Below are 18,999 nucleotides of genomic sequence, written 5' to 3'. Positions count from 1 at the left end.
GGCAGCCGCCCCCTCACATCCCGCCCGGAGGCCGCACGCATGACGCAGACGACGACCGACCGCCCCGCCCTCGTCGTCCCCGTGCTGGCCTTCGCGGGAATCACCGTCGCCGTGATGCAGACCCTGCTCGTCCCGGTCATCAAGGACCTGCCGGTACTGCTCGACACATCGCCGGCCGACGCCACTTGGGTCATGACCGCGACTCTCCTGGCGGGCGCTGTCGCCACCCCCGTCATGGGCCGGCTCGGCGATCTCTTCGGCAAGCGGCGGATGCTGCTCGCCAGCCTCGCCGTCATGGTGGTCGGTTCGCTGGTCTGCGCGTTCACCGACGACCTCGTGACGATGGTGACCGGCCGGGCGCTCCAGGGCTTCGCCATGGGCGCGATACCGCTCGGCATCGGCATCATGCGCGACGCGTTGCCGCGCGAGCGGCTCGGTGCGGCGATGGCGCTGATGAGTTCGTCGGTCGGGGTGGGCGGCGGGCTCGCCCTGCCGGCCGCGGGCCTCGTCGCCCAGCACGCCGACTGGCACGCGCTGTTCCTCGGCGCGGCCGGGCTCGGCGCGCTGTCGATGCTGCTGACCGTTCTCGTCGTACCGGAGACTTCGGTGCGGGCCGCCGGCCGGTTCGACGTACTCGGCGCGATCGGCCTGACCGCGGGCCTGGTCGGCCTCCTCATCCCGGTCACCAAGGGCGGCGACTGGGGCTGGACTTCGCCCACCACGCTCGGTCTGTTCGCCGCGGCGGCCGTCGTCCTCGGACTGTGGGGCGTCATGGAGCTGCGGATCGAGGCCCCGCTGGTGGACCTGCGCACCAGCGCGCGCCGCGAGGTGCTGCTCACCAACCTCGCCTCCATCATGGTCGGCGTCGCCTTCTACGCCGTCTCCCTCGTCCTCCCCCAGCTGCTCCAGCTGCCCACGTCCACCGGTTACGGGCTCGGCCGGTCGATGGTGGTGGCGGGGCTGTGCGTGGCGCCGCTCGGCCTGGCGATGATGCTCGTCGCCCCGGTGTACGCCCGTCTCTCCGCCCGGCACGGCCCCAAGGCCTCGCTGATGCTCGGCCTGCTGATCATCGCGGTCGGTTACGGCGCGGGGCTCGGCCTGATGAGCGCCGCCTGGCAGACCGTCGTCGTCTCGGTGGTGCTGGGCGCCGGCATAGGACTCGCCTACTCGTCGCTGCCCGCCCTGATCGTCGGCGCCGTCGACCCGTCGCAGACCGGTGCGGCCAACGGCCTGAACACCCTGATGCGTTCCATCGGCACATCGGTGTCGAGCGCCGTGATCGGCATGGTCCTGGCGCACACCTCGGTCCGGACCGGCGGGGTCGCGGTGCCCAGCATGGAGGGCTTTCGCATCTCGTTCGCGATCGCCGCCGGCGCGGTCCTCGTCGGCCTGCTCCTGGCGGCGTTCCTTCCGTCGCAGCGGAACACCGCGCGGCTGGAACTGCGCGCCGCGCAGACCCCGCGCACGGACACCGGCGCACCGGAGTCCCGGGCCTCGGCGCCCCGCTGAGCGGCCGGGGCCGAGGTCCCGGGACCGGGACCGTCGGGCCTTGCCCTCACCCCCGCCCCGGAACATGCGGAGAGCCCCCACCGGCTTCCCGGTGGGGGCTCTCCATTGCGGTGGACCTGTGGGGATTTGAACCCCAGACCCCCTCGATGCGAACGAGGTGCGCTACCAGACTGCGCCACAGGCCCTTGCAACGAGTGAAACTTTAGCACCTCGATCGGGGTGCTCGGAAATCTGCTCCTCCCCAGGTCACTCGTTGACCGCGCGCGGCCGGTCTCCGTCCTCGTACTGGTCGAAGAGCGGTGTGCGGCCGTGACCCCGGTCACGGCGCGCCGGGTTCGCGCGCCGGCGCGGGGCCGGATCGGCGGTGGCCGGGGGCTCGGGCACGGGCGTCGGCTCCGCGGTGCTGGAGCGGGCCGAGCTCCAGGTGCCCGGGTCTCCGAAGTCGACGCCGCCCGTGGCGCGCGGGGCGACGGGAGCGGTGACGTACGTCGGCAGCGGGACCGGGACCGGGTCCCAGCTCTCGCCGCGGGCCGAGCCGCGCTCCCGCTCGCGCTGCTGGTCCTCCACCCACTCCGCGTGGTCCGTCTGCTCCACCAGCGCGCGCCTCCCCGCCTCCTGCGGGGACACGGCGGGCGCCGGCTCGGGCTCCGGGCGTACGACCGGCTCTTCGTCCGGCTCCGCGGAGGCCGGCCGGCGAGCCGGGTGCGGGCGGCGCTCGCGCAGGCGCTGCGCCGCCGCCTCCGCCCTGCGGCGGTCCATGGTGAAGGCGAAGCGACGCCGCTCGGTGGACCGCAGATGCACGATGTACGTGCTCAGCAGTACGGCGGGGACGGCCGGCGCCCAGAGGAACTGGAGCCCGCCGACCGCCGCGACGATCGCGCCCAGGGTGAAGGCGAGGAAGAGGACCACGGTGGTGCGCCGGCGGCGCGCGAGGACCTTCGAGCGCCGGGCCCGTTCGGCGGCGGCACTCGCGGTGCGCGCGCGCCGTTCCTCCCGAGCGTGTTCCCGCGCTTCCTCGCGCGCGTTCCCGGGTGCGTCCTCCCGCGCGGCAGGGTGTGCCGTCTGCGTCGGGGGCACGGCGAAGGCCCGGACGTCGACGGAACTCAATCGGTCCGTGACGGCGTCCGGGTCCACGTCGGGTCCCGCCTCACCTGCGGCGCGTTCCTCCAGCTCCCTGGCGTACCGGCGCTCCATGGCCGCTCGTCCGGACAGCAGCCGGATGGCCGTACTGAAGCGTTCGGTCGGACGGGCCTCGTTGAGCTCGTCCTGCCTGCGGAGCCACATCGGCACCAAGTAGGCGGCCCAGGCCCCGACGATGACTGCGTAGATGAGGCCGCTGCTGCTCACACCCCACACCGTAGAGGGGTTCGCGCAAGCCCATCCGCCAATTGAGCCGGTGTGTCGCACGATCTGGCTGATAACTCGAACTTTTTTTATGACTGATCAGATCAGCAGCCCGCTTTGTGGGTGCTTTTGCAGTCAACAGCCGATCGAATTCGAACACTTATTTCATTTACGGGATGGGCCGGATCGTGCCTGGTGCCAGCGGTCGAGCAGCCCCTCGGGGACTTCTTCCGCCGTGAGCGCGTAGACCAGATGGTCACGCCACCCGCCGTCGATGTGGAGATATCGGGGCCGCAGCCCCTCCTCGCGGAATCCGAGTTTCTCCACGACCCTGCGACTGGGCCCGTTCTCGGGACGAATACAGACCTCGATGCGGTGCAGACCGACCGTACGGAAGCAGTGGTCCACGGCGAGGGCGACGGCCGTCGGCATCACGCCGCGGCCCGCCACCTCGCGGTCCACCCAGTAACCGACGTGCCCCGAGCACATCGATCCCCAGGTGATCCCGGCGACCGTCAACTGGCCGACCAGCTGCCCCCGGTACTCGATGACGAAGGGCAGCATCCGGCCCGCGTTGGCCTCGGAGCGCAGGTGGCGGACCATCTGACGGTACGTCGGCCGCTGGGCCACCGGGCCCTCGGGCGCGGGCGGCGGGATCGTCGCCTCCCAGGGGCGCAGCCACTCGCGGTTGCGCCGGTTCACCTCGCGCCAGGCCCGCTGGTCGCGAAGTCTTATCGGGCGGAGGGCGACCTCTCCGTCCGCCAGCTCGACGGGCCAGGACGAAACGTTCAGCTCGGGCTCCCCGGTCGAGGGGAGCCCGAACCGGATCCGGGGTGGTCGCCACCCCGGATCTGGTCCACGGCGTGGGGCAGAAGGCGCTCCAGGACCGCGAGTCCGTCCCGTACGCCGCCGGTGGAACCCGGCAGGTTCACGATCAGGGTCCGGCCGGCGACGCCCGCCAGGCCCCGGGAGAGCGCGGCGGTCGGGACCTTCGCCAGGCCCTCGGCGCGGATCGCCTCGGGGATGCCGGGGATGTCGTAGTCGAGGACGCGGCGGGTGGCGTCGGGGGTGCGGTCGGTCGGTGAGATGCCGGTGCCGCCCGTGGTGAGGATGACGTCGTACGCGGCGGTGACCCCGTCGCGCAGGGCCCGCTCCACCGGATCGCCGTCGGGGACCACCAGCGGTCCCTCGACCTCGAAGCCCAGGGCGCGCAGGCCCTCGGCGAGGATCGGGCCGCCCCGGTCGGCGTAGACGCCGGCGGAGGCGCGGTTGGAGGCCGTCACGACGAGGGCGCGGCGCGGCGGCTGCGGCACGACGGCGCCGTCCGGCGCGAGGGCCGGGACGGGGGGCGGGGCGGGGACCGGGGCGGGTCCGGCCACCGGGCCGTGGCCGTGGTCATGACCGTGCCCGTGTCCGTACACCTCTCCGGCGCGGGGGGCGGGGCTCATGAGCGGCTCCAGTCGCCGGACTTTCCGCCCGTCTTCTCCTCGACCCGTACGTCGGTGATGACCGCGCCCTTGTCGACCGCCTTCACCATGTCGATCACGGTGAGCGCGGCGACCGTGACGGCGGTCAGCGCCTCCATCTCGACGCCCGTACGGTCCGTCGTACGCACCGTGGCGGCGATCTCGACGGCGTCGTCGGCGACCGTGAGGTCGAGCTTCACGCCGGAGAGCGCGAGCGGGTGGCAGAGCGGGATCAGGTCGGGCGTGCGCTTGGCGCCCATGATTCCGGCGATACGGGCGGTGGCGAGGGCGTCGCCCTTGGGGACACCCTCGCCGCGCAGCAGTTCGACGACGCGCGGCGCGACGAGGACGCGCCCGGTGGCGCGCGCGGTGCGCGCGGTGACGTCCTTGGCCGAGACGTCGACCATGCGGGCCGCTCCCGCCTCGTCGATGTGCGTGAGCCGTTCGTGCGTACTCATTACGTGTGGTGCTCCCGGTCAGGGCCTGTGAGGGCAGACACGGTACTCCCACCGGCCCCCGGTCAGCCGAGCAGGACCACGTCGACCTCGGTGGCGGGCTCGACCTCCGTGGCGTCCTCCGGGACCGTGATCAGGGCGTTCGCACGGGCGAGGGCGGCGATCAGATGCGATCCGGCGCCGCCGACGGGGGTGACGGTGCCCGACTCCTCGTCGTACGTACCGCGCAGGAACTGGCGCTTTCCGGCGGGCGAGGAGAGCGGCTTGCCGGCGCTCAGGGCGGCGCGGATCTTCGGGCGGTGCACGTCCTTGAGGCCCATCAGGGCGCGGATCGCCGGACGTACGAAGAGCTCGAAGGAGACGTACGAGGAGACCGGGTTGCCGGGGAGGGCGAGCAGCGGCGTGTGCTCGGGGCCGATGGAGCCGAAGCCCTGGGGCTTGCCCGGCTGCATGGCGAGCTTGCGGAAGTCGATGCCGCTGCCGGGCTCGTCCTCGTCGCCCACGGAGGACAGCGCCTCCTTGACGACGTCGTACGCGCCGACGCTGACGCCGCCGGTCGTGACGATCATGTCGGCGCGGATCAGCTGGTCCTCGATGGTGGCGCGGAGCGTCTCGGCGTCGTCGGTGACGGCGCCGACGCGGTAGGCGATGGCTCCGGCGTCGCGGGCGGCGGCGGTCAGCGCGAAGCTGTTGGAGTCGTAGATCTGCCCCGTGGCCAGCTCCAGGCCGGGCTGGACCAGTTCGCTGCCGGTCGACAGGACGACGACGCGGGGGCGGGGCCGGACCTTGACGGTGGCGCGGCCGATGGCGGCGAGCAGGCCGATCTGGGGCGGGCCCAGGACCGTACCGGCCTCCAGGGCGAGGTCGCCGGCCTGGACGTCGCTGCCGCGCGCGCGGACGTGCGCCCGCGCCTCGACGGGGCGGTGGACGCGGACCTCGCCGGACGCGCCCTCGGGGGCACCGCTCGCGGCGCGCATGGTGGCGGCCGGGCCGCCGCCCGTGCCACCGTCGGTCCACTCGACCGGGACGACGGCCTCGGCGCCGGGCGGCAGCGGGGCGCCGGTCATGATGCGGGCGGCCTCGCCCGGGCCGACCATGAGCGTCCCGCCGCTGCCCGCCGCCACGTCGCCGATGACGGTGAGGACGGCGGGGAACTCCTCGCTGGCGCCCGCCACGTCGCTCGTGCGGACCGCGTACCCGTCCATCGAGCTGTTGTCGAAGGGCGGCAGCGCGATCCGGACCATGACGTCCTCGACGAGGACACAGCCCTGCGCGTCCGGGAGCTGCAGCTCGATGGGTTCGAGCGGCTTGACCGTGGCGAGGATGTCCTCTAGGTGTTCGTCGACAGACCAGATCGTGCTGCTCAAGGTGTTACATCTCCTCGGTCACGTAACGGCGAAGCCAGGTCCGGAACTCCGGGCCCAGGTCCTCACGTTCGCATGCGAGTCTGACAATGGCACGCAGATAGTCACCCCGGTCACCGGTGTCATAGCGGCGGCCCTTGAAGACGACGCCGTGCACCGGGCCGCCGGCCTTCTCGTCCTCGGCCAGGTGCTGGAGCGCGTCGGTGAGCTGGATCTCGCCGCCGCGGCCGGGCTCGGTCCTGCGCAGTATGTCGAAAACGGCCGGGTCCAGCACATAGCGGCCGATGACCGCGTAGTTGCTGGGCGCGTCGGCCCGGTCGGGCTTCTCGACCAGTCCGGTGACCCGCACGACGTCGCCTTCGACGGTCGGCTCGACGGCCGCCGATCCGTACATGTGGATCTGGGCGGGGTCGACCTCCATGAGGGCGACGACACTGCCGCCGTACTGCTCCTGGATCTCGATCATCCGGGCCAGCAGGGGGTCGCGCGGGTCGATCAGGTCGTCACCGAGGAGTACGGCGAAGGGCTGGTCGCCGACGTGCGGCGCGGCGCACAGGACGGCGTGGCCGAGGCCCCTGGGGTCTCCCTGGCGGACGTAGTGCATGGTGGCGAGGTCGCTCGACTCCTGCACTCTGGCCAGGCGTTCGGCGTCGCCCTTGCGGCCGAGGGCCGACTCCAGCTCGTAGTTGCGGTCGAAGTGGTCCTCCAGCGGGCGCTTGTTGCGCCCGGTGATCATGAGGACGTCGGAGAGACCCGCGGTCACGGCCTCCTCGACCACGTACTGGATGGCGGGCTTGTCGACGACAGGCAGCATCTCCTTCGGAGTGGCCTTTGTCGCCGGCAGGAACCTCGTGCCGAGGCCGGCGGCAGGGATGACAGCCTTGCTGATCCCGGGGTGCGACTGAGTCATGGTCAGAACGATATCCGTTGACTATGGGCGGAAGATGAGCTTCAGGTCAGTAAATTCTCATAAGGGCGGTTTGTGGAGCCATGGTGATGTGTGACGAGTCTGGCAAGGCCGGGTTGCGACGAGAACTACTCGACATGAGATCCCGGTTGACCAGGGATGACGTGGAGAAGGCCGGTGCGGCTCTGGCCCGCGGGGCGCTGGAGCTGCCGGAGCTCGCCGACGCCGGGACGGTCGCCGCGTACGTGTCGGTCGGGAGGGAACCCGGCACCCGGGCGCTGCTGGACGCGCTGCGCGCGCGGGGCGTCCGGGTGCTGCTTCCCGTACTCCTCGCGGACAACGACCTGGACTGGGCCCCGTACGAGGGCGCGGAGCGGCTCGCGCGCGCCCGGCTCGGGCTCCTGGAGCCGCAGGGCGCGCGGCTCGGCGTACAGGCCGTGGCGGAGGCCGACGCGGTGCTGCTGCCCGGGCTCGCGGTGGACGGACGCGGGGTGCGGCTCGGGCGTGGCGGTGGATCGTACGACCGGGTGCTCGCCCGGCTGGAGGCTGCGGGCGCGCAGCCTCACCTGGTGGTGCTCCTGTACGACGAAGAGGTGGTCGCGCGGGTCCCGAGGGAACCGCACGACCACCTCGTGAGCGCCGTGGTGACGCCGGCCGGCGTCAGGCGCTTTACGGTCTGACGCTTTACGGCCTCACGCTTTACGGCCTGAGGCTTTACGGCCTGAGCACCAGTGTGTCGGTGGTGCTCTTCTCGACCGCCTCCTTGTGGAACGCCCAGTCGAGCAGCTCGCCCTTGGCCCACTTGTCGGTCTGGTCGGTGTAGTGCGCGCTGTACGCGTGGCCCGACGCGCCGGTGAGGTTGATCCAGCGGGACCTGTCGAGGTTGCCGAGGTTCACGACCATCCGCATGGACGGCACCCACATGACCTCGTAGCCGCCCGCCGCGTTCCAGCCGGTGGCGTTGACCGACGCCTCGCCGCCGCCCAGGTTCCAGGGGCCTCGGTTGAGCAGCCACTGGAGGGCGCCGGGGCCGCTGGTGCCCAGGGTCTGGTTCTTCAGCGTGAGCTGGTGCAGGCGGCCCCAGCTCCAGGAGTCGATGTCCTTGCCGAGCTTGGCCGTCAGCTCCCAGCGGGCGTCCTTCAGCGCGCGGGCGAGCAGCTCGTCACGGGTGTCGGTCGCCTTGTCCAGACGGGTCTTCGGCGTCTGCCACCACTCGTTCTTCTCGTCCCCCAGGATCGTGCGGACGACCTCGTACCAGCGGTCGCCGCCGTCCGGCTGCGCCGAGTCACCGGAGCGCCGCCCGCACTCGCGCACGCGCTCGTCGAGGTCGTCGACCGGGCCCGTGCTGTCGGCGGGACGGACGCTGAGGCACTGCCCCCTGATCCGCAGCTCCTTGGGCAGCTTGTTGCCGAAGGCGAGCTTGAGGACGTTGCGCCACACGGCGTTGAAGTACGCGGCGCCCGCCGAGTCCGGCTCCTGGGTGTAGTCCCAGCCTTCGAGCAGCTTCTGCGTCTCGCGGACGTCCGGGTCCGACACGTCGATCTTCAGCAGGTAGGGCGTGAGCAGCTTGGCGATCTCGCTGCTGTTGTCCGTCTGCATGGTGCGCATGTCCTCGGTCGAGATCTTGCCGCCGTCGGCGATCTTCGACTCGATGAGGTCGTTGATCCGCTGGCTGCGCGCGCCGTAGCCCCAGTCCTCGGTGAGGAGGTACGGGTACTTCTCCTTGTCGATCACGGCCTGGTTGGCGGTGACGATGTAGCCGCGCTCCGGGTTGTACTCGTACGGCAGCTCGGCCTGCGGGACGAAGCTCTTCCAGTTGTTGCGCGGGTCCCAGCCGGCGGCGGGCATGGTGCCGTCGTGGCCGGCGCCCCGGACCGGGATGCGGCCGGGGGCCTGGTAGCCGATGTTGCCCCGGGTGTCGGCGTAGACGAGGTTCTGGGACGGGACCTCGAAGTGGGCGGCGGCGGCGCGGAAGCTCTTGAAGTCCGCGGCCCGGTTCAGCTCGAACACGGCGTCCATGGACTTGCCGGGCATCAGCGCGGTCCACTTGAGGGAGATTCCGTAGCCTTCGCCGCGGTCGGGGGCGGCGTTGGTGACCGGGGCCTTCTCGCCGACCTTCCCGAGCTCGTCGCTGCGGTCGGAGACCAGCGGTCCGTTGTTGGTGGAGCGGACGGTGATCTTCTTCGGCTTGCCGCCGGCGACCTCGATGGTCTCCTCGCGGGTCGTGAAGGGCTTCGTGCGGCCGTCGTAGAGGTAGCCGTCGTCGGAGACCTTCTCCAGGTAGAGGTCGGTGACGTCGGCGCCGAGGTTGGTGAAGCCCCAGGCGATGTTCTGGTTGTGACCGATTATCACGCCGGGCATGCCGGAGAAGGTGTAGCCCGCGGTGTCGTACTGGCAGGTCGCGGAGACCTTCCGGCAGTGCAGGCCCATCTGGTACCAGAGCGAGGGCAGCTGGGGCGCGAGGTGCGGGTCGTTGGCGAGCAGCGGCTTCTTGGTCGTCGTGTACGTGCCGGAGACGACCCAGGAGTTGGAGCCGATGCCGCTGCCGCTGGGGCCGAGCAGGGCCGGGATCTCGTCGAGGGCGTCGGAGACGCCGGAGAGCTGGGCCTGGAAGCCCTGGGCGGCGGTGCCGGGGGTGCTGCCGGTGCCGGTGCCGGTGCCCGTACCGGTGCCGGTTCCGGTGCCCGCCGTGCCCGTACCGGTGCCGGTTCCTGTGCCCGCCGTGCCCGTACCGGTGCCGGTTCCTGTGCCCGCCGTGCCCGTACCGGTGCCCGTGCCCGAGGCGGGTGACGCCTCCGGGTCGTACTTCTTCGTGATCTCGTCGATCGCGCCCGCTTCGACGACCGGCTTGTTCCGGTCGTACGGATACGGCGGGTACAGGTCCTTGATCTGCTTCGCGCTCAGCCGGCTCGTCATCAGCGAACGGTCGATCTCCTCCTGCATGTTGCCGCGCAGGTCCCACGCCATGGCCTTGAGCCAGGCCACCGAGTCGACGGGCGTCCACTTCTCGGGCTTGTAGTCGTTGGTGAGCCCCAGAGCGGCGTACTCGACGGAGATCTCCTTGCCGTCGCGGCCTTCGAGGTAGGAGTTGACGCCGGCGGCGTACGCCTGGAGGTTCCTCTTCGTCTCCGGCGTGAGCTTGGTGTCGTACTCCTTCTGCGCGACCTCGCGCCAGCCGAGCGTGCGCAGGAACGCGTCGGTCTCGACCTGGCCCGCGCCGAACATCTCGGACAGCCGGCCCGACGTCATGTGACGGCGGACGTCCATCTCGTAGAAGCGGTCCTGCGCCTGGACGAAGCCCTGGGCTCGGAAGAGGTCTTCGTCGGTGTCCGCGTAGATCTGCGGAATGCCGTAGCTGTCGCGCTTGACGTCGACGGGCTCCGTCAGACCGTCGATCTCGATCGACCCCGTGGTCTGGGGAAAGGAGGCGCGCACCGTGCTGATGCTCCAGTAGGTGCCGTAGCCGACACCCGCGACAAGGGCCAACACCAGCACGATCACGAGCAGACGGGCGCGACGCCCCTTCTTCTTGCGGGAGGAGGCGGTGGTGTTGGCGGGCATCGCTGTCCTTCGAGGGGCAGGGTGGTCCTGGAGTGCTGGAGCAACCATAGGCGCAGCGCTCCCGCGCTCCGGACTCGGTATCTCCAACCGTGATCGTACGGATGATCGAAGGCGTCAAGGAAACGTTAAAGATTAGGTAAGGTAACGAAGTACCAGTCGCCGAAGGAACGATCCGGCAGGCGTGCGACGGAAGGAACGGCCACTGACTGTCCACCAGCTCAACGAACTCCTGCTCATCTGTTCGCTCGTGCTGCTCTTCGCCGTCGCGGCGGTGCGCATCTCGTCCCGGAGCGGGCTCCCCAGCCTGCTGCTGTACCTCGGGATCGGGATCGCCATAGGGCAGGACGGCATCTTCGACGTCAAGTTCGACAACGCCGAACTGACGCAGGTGATCGGTTATGCCGCGCTCGTGGTGATCCTCGCCGAGGGCGGCCTGGGCACGAAGTGGAAAGAGGTCAAGCCCGCCCTGCCCGCCGCGGTCGTCCTTTCGACCGTCGGCGTCGCGGTGAGCGTGGGCGTCACGGCGGCCGGTGCGCACTATCTCGTCGGGCTGGACTGGCGCCAGTCGCTGATCATCGGCGCGGTCGTCTCGTCGACGGACGCCGCCGCGGTCTTCTCCGTACTGCGCAAGGTGCCGCTGCCCTCCCGGATCACCGGTGTGCTGGAAGCGGAGTCCGGCTTCAACGACGCCCCGGTCGTGATCCTGGTGGTCGCCTTCTCGACGGTCGGTCCGGTGGACCACTGGTACGTGCTGCTCGGCGAGATCGTCCTGGAACTGGCGATCGGCGCGGGCCTGGGGCTCGCGATGGGCTGGCTCGGGGCGTTCGCACTGCGTCGTGTGGCGCTGCCCGCGTCCGGTCTCTATCCGATCGCGGTGATGGCCATCGCCGTATCGGCGTACGCCGCCGGAGCCATCGCGCACGGCAGCGGCTTCCTCGCCGTCTATCTGGCGGCGATGGTGCTGGGCAACTCCAGGCTGCCGCACTGGCCGGCGACGCGCGGGTTCGCGGACGGGCTCGGCTGGATCGCACAGATCGGCATGTTCGTCCTGCTGGGGCTTCTGGTGACACCGCACGAGCTGCTGGCCGACTTCTGGCCCGCCGTGATGGTGGGACTGGTGCTCACGGCGGTGGCGCGGCCCCTGGAGGTGCTGATCAGCCTGGCGCCGTTCCGCATCCCGTGGCAGGAGCAGGCCCTCATGTCCTGGGCCGGACTGCGCGGCGCCGTGCCCATCATCCTGGCGACCATCCCCCTGGTGTCGGACGTCGAGGGCAGCCACCGGATCTTCAACATCGTCTTCGTCCTCGTCGTCGTCTACACCCTCGTCCAGGGGCCGACGCTGCCCTGGCTGGCGACATGGCTGCGGCTCGGCGACGACCCGTCCGGGGCCGCCGACCTGGGCATCGAGTCCGCCCCGCTGGAGCGGCTGCGCGGACACCTGCTGTCGGTCGCGATCCCCGAGAAGTCGAGGATGCACGGCGTGGAGGTGGCCGAGCTGCGGCTGCCGCACGGGGCCGCGGTCACCCTGGTCGTACGCGGGGGGACCAGCTTCGTACCGCTGCCGACGACCGTGCTGCGGCGCGGCGACGAGCTGCTCGTGGTGGCGACCGATCCGGTACGGGACGCCGCCGAGCGGCGGCTGCGCGCCGTCGGGCAGGGCGGCAAGCTGGCCGGATGGCTGGGAACCGGGGGCGCGAACGCCCACTGATCGCAGGCCGTGTGATGCAATCCGTACGCATTCACAGGTGCGGCAGCAGAGACGACCTGTAAGATAAAGGTCTACTGATCGACCAACTCTGCCTGACGCAGAGCTGGCGCGACCGTACGGCGGCCGGCCCCTCGAAGGGGTGTCCTGGTATCTACCGCCGGTCCTGCGCAAGAGGACAGCTCTCGGCGGCTCCCGCACGCACCACATCCGCGCGTGCACAGGGGAGCGTCACCAGGCGGCAGAAAGGCAAGGACCGTGTCCCACACGGTCACGACCGACCGCCCCGGTTACGGGCAACTGCTGCGCACCCCCGGCGCATGGACGTACCTGCTGCCCGGGTTCCTGGCGCGGCAGCCCTTCGCGATGCTGACGATCGGCATCGTGCTGCTGGTGCAGCACACCACAGGGTCGTACGGAAGCGCGGGCGCCGTCGCCGCCGTCACCGGCGTTTCCATGGCACTGTTCGCGCCGCAGAGCGGCAAACTGGCCGACCGTTTCGGACAGAGCGCCGTGCTGTTTCCCGGCGTTCTCGTGCACACCGCTTCCGTCGTCACGCTGACGGTGCTCGCGCTCTCGGGAGCGCCCCTGTGGGCGCTCTTCGTCGCGGCCGTTCCCACGGGTGCGTCCGTTCCGCAGATCGGCCCGATGGTGCGGGCCCGCTGGGCGGCCAAGCTGGAGGGCTCGCCGCTGATGTCCACCGCGGCGGCCTTCGAGTCCGTCACCGACGAGTTCACCTTCGTCGTGGGACCGGTGCTCGCGACCGCGTTGTGCACCGGGGTGCACCCGGCGGCCGGCCTGGTCGCCGAGGCCGTCCTGACGCTGGTCGGCGGTCTGTTCTTCGCGGCGCAGCGGCGTACGCAGCCGCGGGCCGGGCGCCTGTCGCTGTCCGAGGGGCCGCGCGTCTCCGCGCTCTCCGTGCCCGGCGTACGGGTGCTCGCGGTGGCCTTCCTCGGCATCGGCTCGGTCTTCGGGGGAATGCAGGTCTCTCTGACGGCGTTCTCGGAGGAGATCGGCAACCCCGGTGTGAACGGACTGCTCTACGGAACGTTCGCCGCGGGCAACATGCTCGCCGGTGTCGCGTGCGGCGCCATCGCCTGGAAGGTCGGCCCCCGGCGCCGTCTGATGGTCGGGTACGCCGCTCTGACGCTGGCCGCGTCCGGGCTGTGGGCGGTGCACTCCGTGCCGCTGCTCGCGGGCCTGGGACTGCTGGTCGGCCTGTGCATCGCGCCCGCGCTGATCACCGGTTACACCATGGTCGAGACCCTGGTGCCCGCCTCGGTCCGTACCGAGGCGTTCACCTGGCTGACCGGCGCGGTGGCCCTGGGGCAGGCCGCGGGTGTCACGGTCGCCGGGCGGCTGGCGGACGCGAACGGTGCGAGCGCCGGATTCCTGGTGCCGCTGGTGGGCACCGCGCTCGCCCTCGCCACCCTGGTGGCACTGCGCTCGCGGCTCGCGCCGAAGGCTCCGGGACGGGTCGCCGCACGTGGCGTGAGTCACCGAGTGCCGGTGACAGTGGACTGATCTCTCGGAATACGTCAGTATGGAACGTCGTTAGCACTCATTGAGTGAGAGTGCCAGGAGGAGCAAGTGCCGACCTATCAGTACCAGTGCACCGAGTGCGGCGAAGGCCTCGAGGCGGTGCAGAAGTTCACCGATGACGCACTGACCGTGTGCCCGAGCTGTGAGGGACGCCTGAAGAAGGTGTTCTCCGCCGTCGGCATCGTCTTCAAGGGTTCCGGGTTCTACCGGAACGACAGCCGCGGCTCCTCGTCGAGCAGCACGCCGGCGACGTCGTCCTCGAAGGCCGGAGCGTCGTCGTCCTCGGGCTCCGACTCGAAGCCGGCCGCGTCGTCGACGAGCTCGTCGTCGGGCTCCGGCAGCTCGTCGGGTTCCGCCGGTTCGTCCAGCTCGTCCAGCTCTTCCAGCACCACTTCGGCCGCCTAGGCCGCCTGTTTCCGCTCGGTGCGCCGAGGACCCCGCCGTTTCCGACGGCGGGGTCCTCGGCGTTTTCCCGCCCGGCTACTGTGACCGCCATGGCGAACGCGGAGATCGGCGTGATGGGCGGCTCGGGCTTCTACTCCTTCCTGGAGGACGTCACCGAGGTCGAGGTGGACACCCCCTACGGGAAGCCGAGCGACTCGCTCTTCCTCGGTGAGATAGCGGGGCGGCGGGTGGCCTTCCTGCCCCGCCACGGGCGGGGCCACCACCTGCCGCCGCACCTCATCAACTACCGCGCCAACCTGTGGGCGCTGCGGTCCGTCGGCGCGCGCCAGGTGCTCGGGCCGTGCGCAGTGGGCGGGCTGCGGGCCGAGTACGGGCCGGGGACCCTGCTCGTACCGGACCAGTTGGTGGACCGTACGAAGGCGCGCACGCAGACGTTCTACGACGGTCGGACGCCGGTGGACGGGAAGCTGCCGAAGGTCGTTCACGTGACGTTCGCCGACCCGTACTGCCCCGAGGGGCGCGCGGCGGCGCTCGCGGCGGCGCGCGGGCGCGAGTGGGAGCCGGTGGACGGCGGGACGCTGGTCGTCATAGAGGGGCCGCGGTTCTCGACGCGGGCGGAGTCGCGGTGGCACGCGGCGGCGGGCTGGTCGGTGGTCGGCATGACCGGGCACCCGGAGGCCGTGCTCGCCAGGGAGCTGGGACTCTGCTACACCTCGCTGACGCTGGTGACGGACCTGGACGCCGGGGCCGAGACGGGTGAGGGCGTCTCCCACGAAGAAGTGCTCAAGGTGTTCGGGGCAAATGTGGGCCGGCTGCGCGACGTGCTCTTCGACGTGGTGGCGGCACTGCCGGCGGACGAGACGCGCGACTGCCTGTGCGCGCACGCGCTGGACGGGCTCGACACGGGGATCGCGCTGCCTTAGCCGGGGTGTCTTGGCCGGGCTGTCTTGGCCGGGGTGTCTTGGCCGGAGTGCCTTGGCCGGCGCGGGTGAGCGGCCGGCGGGTGAGCGGGTTGTCCACAGTCGGGGGGCCGTCCACAGGGCTCGGCAGGATCCGGGCGGACCGTGGATCGTGAGGAGCGTTCAGCCGGACTCCTCATGGCAGGCGGTGGTCACCGTGTCCCCCTATCCCTACGCCCCCACTCCTCCCGCGCCCGTTCCCGGACCGGAGCCGTGCGGTGTGCCCGACTTCTCTCCGCTGCGAGTGGACGGCGGCAGGCACCGGCTGCGGCGCGCGGTGCGGCGCAGGAGGCGGGCGATGGCGGCCGGGCTCGCGATGACAGCCGCCGCGCTGGCCGCTTCGGGGGCGCGTGACGCGGGGCGTACGGGCGGTGCGGCGCAGGCCGGGGCGCCGGCTGAGGCGCAGGGCGAGGCAGGGGCCGCCGGGGCGCGGCAGCGTGAGCGCCGGCCGGTGGAGATGGTGTCCGCACCGGTGCGGATCGCGGACGCCGCGACCGTGCGGCTGCTGCGCCGCGGAGACCGTGTCGATGTGATCGCTGCGGCGGCCGGTCCCCAGGCGGTGGGCGGGGAGCCGCCGGACGCCCGGGTGGTGGCTGCCGGTGTCCGTGTGGCCGACGTGCCGAAGGTGCGCGGGACCTCCGCGGGCGGGGACGAGGGAGCGCTGGTCGTTCTGTCCGTACCGCGCACCACGGCCGCCGCACTGGCCGGCGCGGGCGCGACCTCCCGGCTGGCGGTGACGCTGTGCTGACCAGAACTGACGACCTCTCATGTCACCGGTACGTGGACGGCGATTGGACAGGCCCTTCACCTGCTGACATAGGTTTCGGAACTGTTTGCTCCGCCCCCGGCACATGCGAAAAGAGGCTCATTAGTGAGCGAGGAGAAGAAGCAGAGCGTTCTGGCGGGCTTCAAGGCCTTCCTGATGCGCGGCAATGTGATCGACCTGGCTGTCGCGGTGGTCATCGGCGCCGCGTTCACCAACGTCGTGAACTCGATCGTCAAGGGGGTGATCAACCCGTTGGTCGGTGCGTTCGGCACGCAGGACCTGGAGAAGTACAGCTCCTGCCTGAAGCAGCCGTGCGCGCCGGACAAGAACGGCGTGATGCAGGGCATTCCGATCAACTGGGGGCTGGTTCTCAGCGCGGTCCTCAGCTTCCTGATCACCGCGGCGGTCGTCTACTTCCTCATGGTGCTGCCCATGGCCAAGTACCTGGCGCGGCGGGCGGCGCGGGACAAGGCGCAGGAAGACACCGCGGAGGTCATGGAGGCCACCGAGGTCGAACTGCTGAAGGAGATCAGGGACGCCCTGGTCGCGCAGCGCGGCCCGGGCCACGACACCACGCCGTAGTCCGGGTCGCTCAGAGGTGGTGCGGCGGCTTCTCGTCCAGGAATCGGGCGAGGTCTGCCGTGCTGCCGCCGCTGCCCGGAGGCCGCTCACCCCACCCGCGGTCCGTATCGTCCGCTGACTGCTGGTCCAGTGGATCGCCGAAGTCCAGCGCCGGCTTCGGCCGTGGCTTTCGCCCGGCCTGCTGCTCGGACGCCTGCTCCGGATCGCGCGGTCCGTGGGCGGGGGCGGTGCTCATGGTTCCAGGATACGGCGGGCGGCCGGTTCGGCGGACGGCCGGTTCGGTGTCATCCGCGGCCTCTGCGGCACCGGTTTTTTTCCGGCGGCCCCGGCGGCTCTGTCCTCACGAGGACGGTCCCGTGATACGCAGGATGCCATGGGACACCGGACGAGAGCGGACGCCCTGACCGATGTGGCCGGGCTGCGGGTCGGCCACGCACGCGTGCCGGGCGACCGCGCGCTGAGCGGCACCACCGTCGTACTGGCGCCGGAGGGCGGGGCGGTGGCCGCCGTGGAGGTACGGGGCGGGGCTCCGGGCACGCGCGAGACGGACGCCCTCGACCCGCGCAACCTGGTGGAGCGCATCGACGCCGTCGTTCTGACGGGCGGCAGCGCGTACGGACTGGACGCCGCTTCCGGGGTGATGGCCTGGCTGGAGGAGCGGGGCCGGGGTTTCCGGGTCGGACCCGACCCGACGCAGGTGGTGCCCGTCGTGCCGGCCGCCTGCCTCTTCGACCTGGGGCGCGGCGGCGACTGGCGGGCCAGGCCCGACGCCGCGACGGGACGGGCCGCCGTCGAGGACGCCGCCCGTACGGACATCGGGGCACCCGTGGCGCAGGGCGGGGTGGGCGCGGGGACGGGCGCGGTCGCGGGCGCGATGAAGGGCGGCGTCGGCACGGCCGCCGTCGTGCTCGGCTCGGGCATCACGGTGGGGGCGCTCGCGGTCGTCAACGCCGCGGGTTCGGCCGTCGATCCGCTGACGGGCGTCATCTACGGCAATGGCGTACAGGGGTGGGCCGACCGCCCGGCGGCGGAGGTCCACGAGGCGGCACAGCGCAGGCTGGCCGAAGCGCGGGAGGAGACGCGGCGGCGCTCGGCGGCCTCCGCGCGTCCGGTGCTGAACACCACCCTCGCGGTCGTCGCCACCGACGCGGAACTGTCCCGGGCGCAGGCGCAGAAGCTCGCCGGTACGGCGCACGACGGTCTCGCGCGGGCTCTGCGTCCCGTACACCTGCTCACCGACGGCGACATCGTCTTCGCCCTGTCGACGGGGACGAGACCGCTGCTGACCGGCTCCCCCGAGCCCGGGTTCGCGGCGCACGCGGGCGCGGACGTGACCGCTCTCAACGAGGTGCTGGGGGCCGGGGCGGACGCGCTGGCCCGGGCGGTGGCGAAGGCCGTGCTGGCGGCGGAGGGGGTCGAGGGGCCCGGGGGCGTTTACCCGGCGTACCGGGATCTCTACTGACGGACTGGCGCGGCGAGTCGGCCGGAAGTGCGGGAACCGTGCGTGCTCCTGCTCCGTTTTCCCCCAACCCGGCGACGTTGTCAGACCCAGGGGCTACGTTGAGCACTCGGCAAGTGACAAGCGGCGACGGCCTGGAGAGACCCTTGAGCGATCCGTACGAGACAACCGAGGAGCACCTCGAGCGACTCCTGGGGCGCGCACTCAACTCGTTCGACCTGCCCGACGCGACCGTGGAGCGGCTCGAATCCGCGCTGGCCCACAGCACGTCCCTGCACTCCTCGCACCACAGCGCGGGGCTGCACCGCGAAATGTTCAAGCACGTGTTCCTGCTCTCCGACGGCAGCTCCCTCACCCTGTGGGAGCTGGCGCACAACGCGAGCCGCGACGGCACCACGCAGCACGAGCTGTACACGGAGGCGGACGGGGTCCGGCTGGCCGTGTCCCGGCTGCCGCGCCCGGGCGGTAGGAGTGGTTCCGGTTTCCCCGACGGGGACGGCGCCACGGAGCGGGACTCTGGCCGGGACGCGGGCCGCCGGTCGGACCGCGATCCGGATACCGACCTGGATGCCGACCTCGAAATCCTTGCCACGCTCATGGCCGTGCGACCGCCCGCCCGTCGCATCTTCGTCCCGGACAACTCCGCCGACCACGCGCGCCGTGTGCTCCGCCGCGCCGAGAACGCCGACCGCCCGGGGCGGGACACCGCGCTGCGCCTGAGCGGCGCCGTCGCCCACCAGATCACCCAGGCCTTCGGCCGCCAGTGCAGCGTGGAGGGCCGGGACGCCGGGTTCACGCTGTACGAGCACGCGTTCCTGCTGTGCGACGGCAGCGAGGTGAGTCTGTGGGAGGTCGAGCACACGGCTACGCCGGACGGCCGGCACATGTGCGAGGTGTACGGAACGGAGCGCGCCGCGCGCGAGGCCATGGAGCTCCGCGCGCGGGTGCGCTGACCGGACCGTCGCGGCGCCGGGC

Annotated in this window: 18 protein-coding genes and 1 tRNA gene; 10 read left to right on the top strand and 9 right to left on the bottom strand. The window is 71.5% G+C overall.

Annotated features, from left to right (window positions below; translation table 11 throughout):
- Positions 1-39: 39 nt before the first annotated feature.
- Entirely contained in the window at positions 40-1,509 is a 1,470-nt protein-coding gene (locus ACWDZ4_RS05530) for an MFS transporter (protein WP_451507144.1), read from the top strand.
- A gap of 111 nt (positions 1,510-1,620) precedes the next feature.
- Here the strand turns inward: ACWDZ4_RS05530 and ACWDZ4_RS05525 are convergent.
- From ACWDZ4_RS05525 to galU, 7 genes are all read right to left on the bottom strand, one after another.
- Positions 1,621-1,694 (bottom strand) — tRNA-Ala (locus ACWDZ4_RS05525).
- A 61-nt stretch (positions 1,695-1,755) separates the two neighbouring features.
- Positions 1,756-2,856 (bottom strand): divisome protein SepX/GlpR, encoded by a 1,101-nt coding sequence (sepX, locus tag ACWDZ4_RS05520; RefSeq protein ID WP_451507143.1) that lies wholly within the window; start codon positions 2,854-2,856, stop codon positions 1,756-1,758.
- A gap of 162 nt (positions 2,857-3,018) precedes the next feature.
- Complete coding sequence (locus ACWDZ4_RS05515) at positions 3,019-3,645, bottom strand: GNAT family N-acetyltransferase (protein ID WP_451507297.1); 627 nt, start codon at positions 3,643-3,645, stop codon at positions 3,019-3,021.
- Positions 3,642-4,301: a MogA/MoaB family molybdenum cofactor biosynthesis protein gene (locus ACWDZ4_RS05510; RefSeq protein ID WP_451507142.1), complete on the bottom strand. Its 660-nt coding sequence runs from the start codon at positions 4,299-4,301 to the stop codon at positions 3,642-3,644. Before ACWDZ4_RS05510 ends, ACWDZ4_RS05515 begins: the two co-directional genes overlap by 4 nt.
- Positions 4,298-4,777, bottom strand: coding sequence for a cyclic pyranopterin monophosphate synthase MoaC (gene moaC, locus ACWDZ4_RS05505; protein ID WP_093800458.1), 480 nt, complete (start codon positions 4,775-4,777; stop codon positions 4,298-4,300). The genes ACWDZ4_RS05510 and moaC overlap by 4 nt, the downstream gene beginning before the upstream one ends.
- A 62-nt stretch (positions 4,778-4,839) precedes the next feature.
- Positions 4,840-6,141, bottom strand: a complete 1,302-nt coding sequence (gene glp / locus ACWDZ4_RS05500; RefSeq protein ID WP_451507141.1) for a molybdotransferase-like divisome protein Glp — start codon at positions 6,139-6,141, stop codon at positions 4,840-4,842.
- Positions 6,142-6,145: 4 nt separating this feature from the next.
- Positions 6,146-7,048 (bottom strand): UTP--glucose-1-phosphate uridylyltransferase GalU, encoded by a 903-nt coding sequence (gene galU, locus ACWDZ4_RS05495; protein ID WP_451507140.1) that lies wholly within the window; start codon positions 7,046-7,048, stop codon positions 6,146-6,148.
- An 80-nt stretch (positions 7,049-7,128) separates the two neighbouring features.
- Between galU and ACWDZ4_RS05490 the strand changes: the two genes are divergently transcribed.
- Positions 7,129-7,725, top strand: coding sequence for a 5-formyltetrahydrofolate cyclo-ligase (locus ACWDZ4_RS05490; RefSeq protein ID WP_451507139.1), 597 nt, complete (start codon positions 7,129-7,131; stop codon positions 7,723-7,725).
- Between the two features lie 34 nt (positions 7,726-7,759).
- Here ACWDZ4_RS05490 and ACWDZ4_RS05485 read toward each other — a convergent pair whose 3' ends face one another.
- Positions 7,760-10,606: a penicillin acylase family protein gene (locus ACWDZ4_RS05485; RefSeq protein WP_451507138.1), complete on the bottom strand. Its 2,847-nt coding sequence runs from the start codon at positions 10,604-10,606 to the stop codon at positions 7,760-7,762.
- Between the two features lie 202 nt (positions 10,607-10,808).
- Here ACWDZ4_RS05485 and ACWDZ4_RS05480 point away from each other — a divergent pair, with 202 nt between their 5' ends.
- The 6 genes from ACWDZ4_RS05480 (at position 10,809) to mscL (ending at position 16,565) form a co-directional block, all read left to right on the top strand.
- Positions 10,809-12,314 carry a potassium/proton antiporter gene (locus tag ACWDZ4_RS05480; protein WP_451507296.1) on the top strand — a complete coding sequence of 502 codons (1,506 nt, stop codon included), beginning with the start codon at positions 10,809-10,811 and terminating at the stop codon, positions 12,312-12,314.
- Positions 12,315-12,569: 255 nt separating this feature from the next.
- Positions 12,570-13,835, top strand: a complete 1,266-nt coding sequence (locus ACWDZ4_RS05475; RefSeq protein WP_451507137.1) for an MFS transporter — start codon at positions 12,570-12,572, stop codon at positions 13,833-13,835.
- Between the two features lie 66 nt (positions 13,836-13,901).
- Entirely contained in the window at positions 13,902-14,258 is a 357-nt protein-coding gene (locus tag ACWDZ4_RS05470) for an FmdB family zinc ribbon protein (protein WP_451507136.1), read from the top strand.
- 89 nt (positions 14,259-14,347) lie between these two features.
- A complete protein-coding gene (locus ACWDZ4_RS05465; protein WP_451507135.1) occupies positions 14,348-15,181 on the top strand; it encodes an S-methyl-5'-thioadenosine phosphorylase in 834 nt (277 codons plus the stop codon).
- 256 nt (positions 15,182-15,437) lie between these two features.
- Positions 15,438-15,965 carry a hypothetical protein gene (locus ACWDZ4_RS05460; RefSeq protein ID WP_451507134.1) on the top strand — a complete coding sequence of 176 codons (528 nt, stop codon included), beginning with the start codon at positions 15,438-15,440 and terminating at the stop codon, positions 15,963-15,965.
- Between the two features lie 123 nt (positions 15,966-16,088).
- Complete coding sequence (mscL, locus tag ACWDZ4_RS05455) at positions 16,089-16,565, top strand: large conductance mechanosensitive channel protein MscL (protein WP_451507133.1); 477 nt, start codon at positions 16,089-16,091, stop codon at positions 16,563-16,565.
- Positions 16,566-16,575: 10 nt separating this feature from the next.
- Here the strand turns inward: mscL and ACWDZ4_RS05450 are convergent, their stop codons facing one another.
- On the bottom strand, positions 16,576-16,800 hold the full coding sequence (locus ACWDZ4_RS05450; RefSeq protein WP_451507132.1) for a hypothetical protein: 225 nt from the start codon (positions 16,798-16,800) through the stop codon (positions 16,576-16,578).
- A 138-nt stretch (positions 16,801-16,938) separates the two neighbouring features.
- On the opposite strand from ACWDZ4_RS05450, the gene ACWDZ4_RS05445 reads away from it, so the two are divergent.
- The gene (locus tag ACWDZ4_RS05445) at positions 16,939-18,027 is read left to right on the top strand and encodes a P1 family peptidase (RefSeq protein ID WP_451507131.1); all 1,089 of its coding nucleotides are present in this window, start codon (positions 16,939-16,941) and stop codon (positions 18,025-18,027) included.
- Between the two features lie 143 nt (positions 18,028-18,170).
- Positions 18,171-18,977 (top strand): DUF6227 family protein, encoded by an 807-nt coding sequence (locus ACWDZ4_RS05440; RefSeq protein WP_451507130.1) that lies wholly within the window; start codon positions 18,171-18,173, stop codon positions 18,975-18,977.
- Positions 18,978-18,999: the final 22 nt, after the last annotated feature.

Source organism: Streptomyces sp. NPDC003016, assembly GCF_053591455.1.
Note: the sequence above shows the minus strand (reverse complement) of the source record. Positions and strands in the feature narration are given on the sequence as shown.

Coding starts and splice junctions, on each gene's coding strand:
- ACWDZ4_RS05530 (WP_451507144.1), top strand. CDS start 40: ATGACGCAGACGACGACCGACCGCCCCGCCCTCGTCGTCCCCGTGCTG.
- ACWDZ4_RS05510 (WP_451507142.1), bottom strand. CDS start 4,301: ATGAGCCCCGCCCCCCGCGCCGGAGAGGTGTACGGACACGGGCACGGT.
- moaC (WP_093800458.1), bottom strand. CDS start 4,777: ATGAGTACGCACGAACGGCTCACGCACATCGACGAGGCGGGAGCGGCC.
- galU (WP_451507140.1), bottom strand. CDS start 7,048: ATGACTCAGTCGCACCCCGGGATCAGCAAGGCTGTCATCCCTGCCGCC.
- ACWDZ4_RS05490 (WP_451507139.1), top strand. CDS start 7,129: ATGGTGATGTGTGACGAGTCTGGCAAGGCCGGGTTGCGACGAGAACTA.
- ACWDZ4_RS05485 (WP_451507138.1), bottom strand. CDS start 10,606: ATGCCCGCCAACACCACCGCCTCCTCCCGCAAGAAGAAGGGGCGTCGC.
- ACWDZ4_RS05465 (WP_451507135.1), top strand. CDS start 14,348: ATGGCGAACGCGGAGATCGGCGTGATGGGCGGCTCGGGCTTCTACTCC.
- ACWDZ4_RS05450 (WP_451507132.1), bottom strand. CDS start 16,800: ATGAGCACCGCCCCCGCCCACGGACCGCGCGATCCGGAGCAGGCGTCC.
- ACWDZ4_RS05445 (WP_451507131.1), top strand. CDS start 16,939: ATGGGACACCGGACGAGAGCGGACGCCCTGACCGATGTGGCCGGGCTG.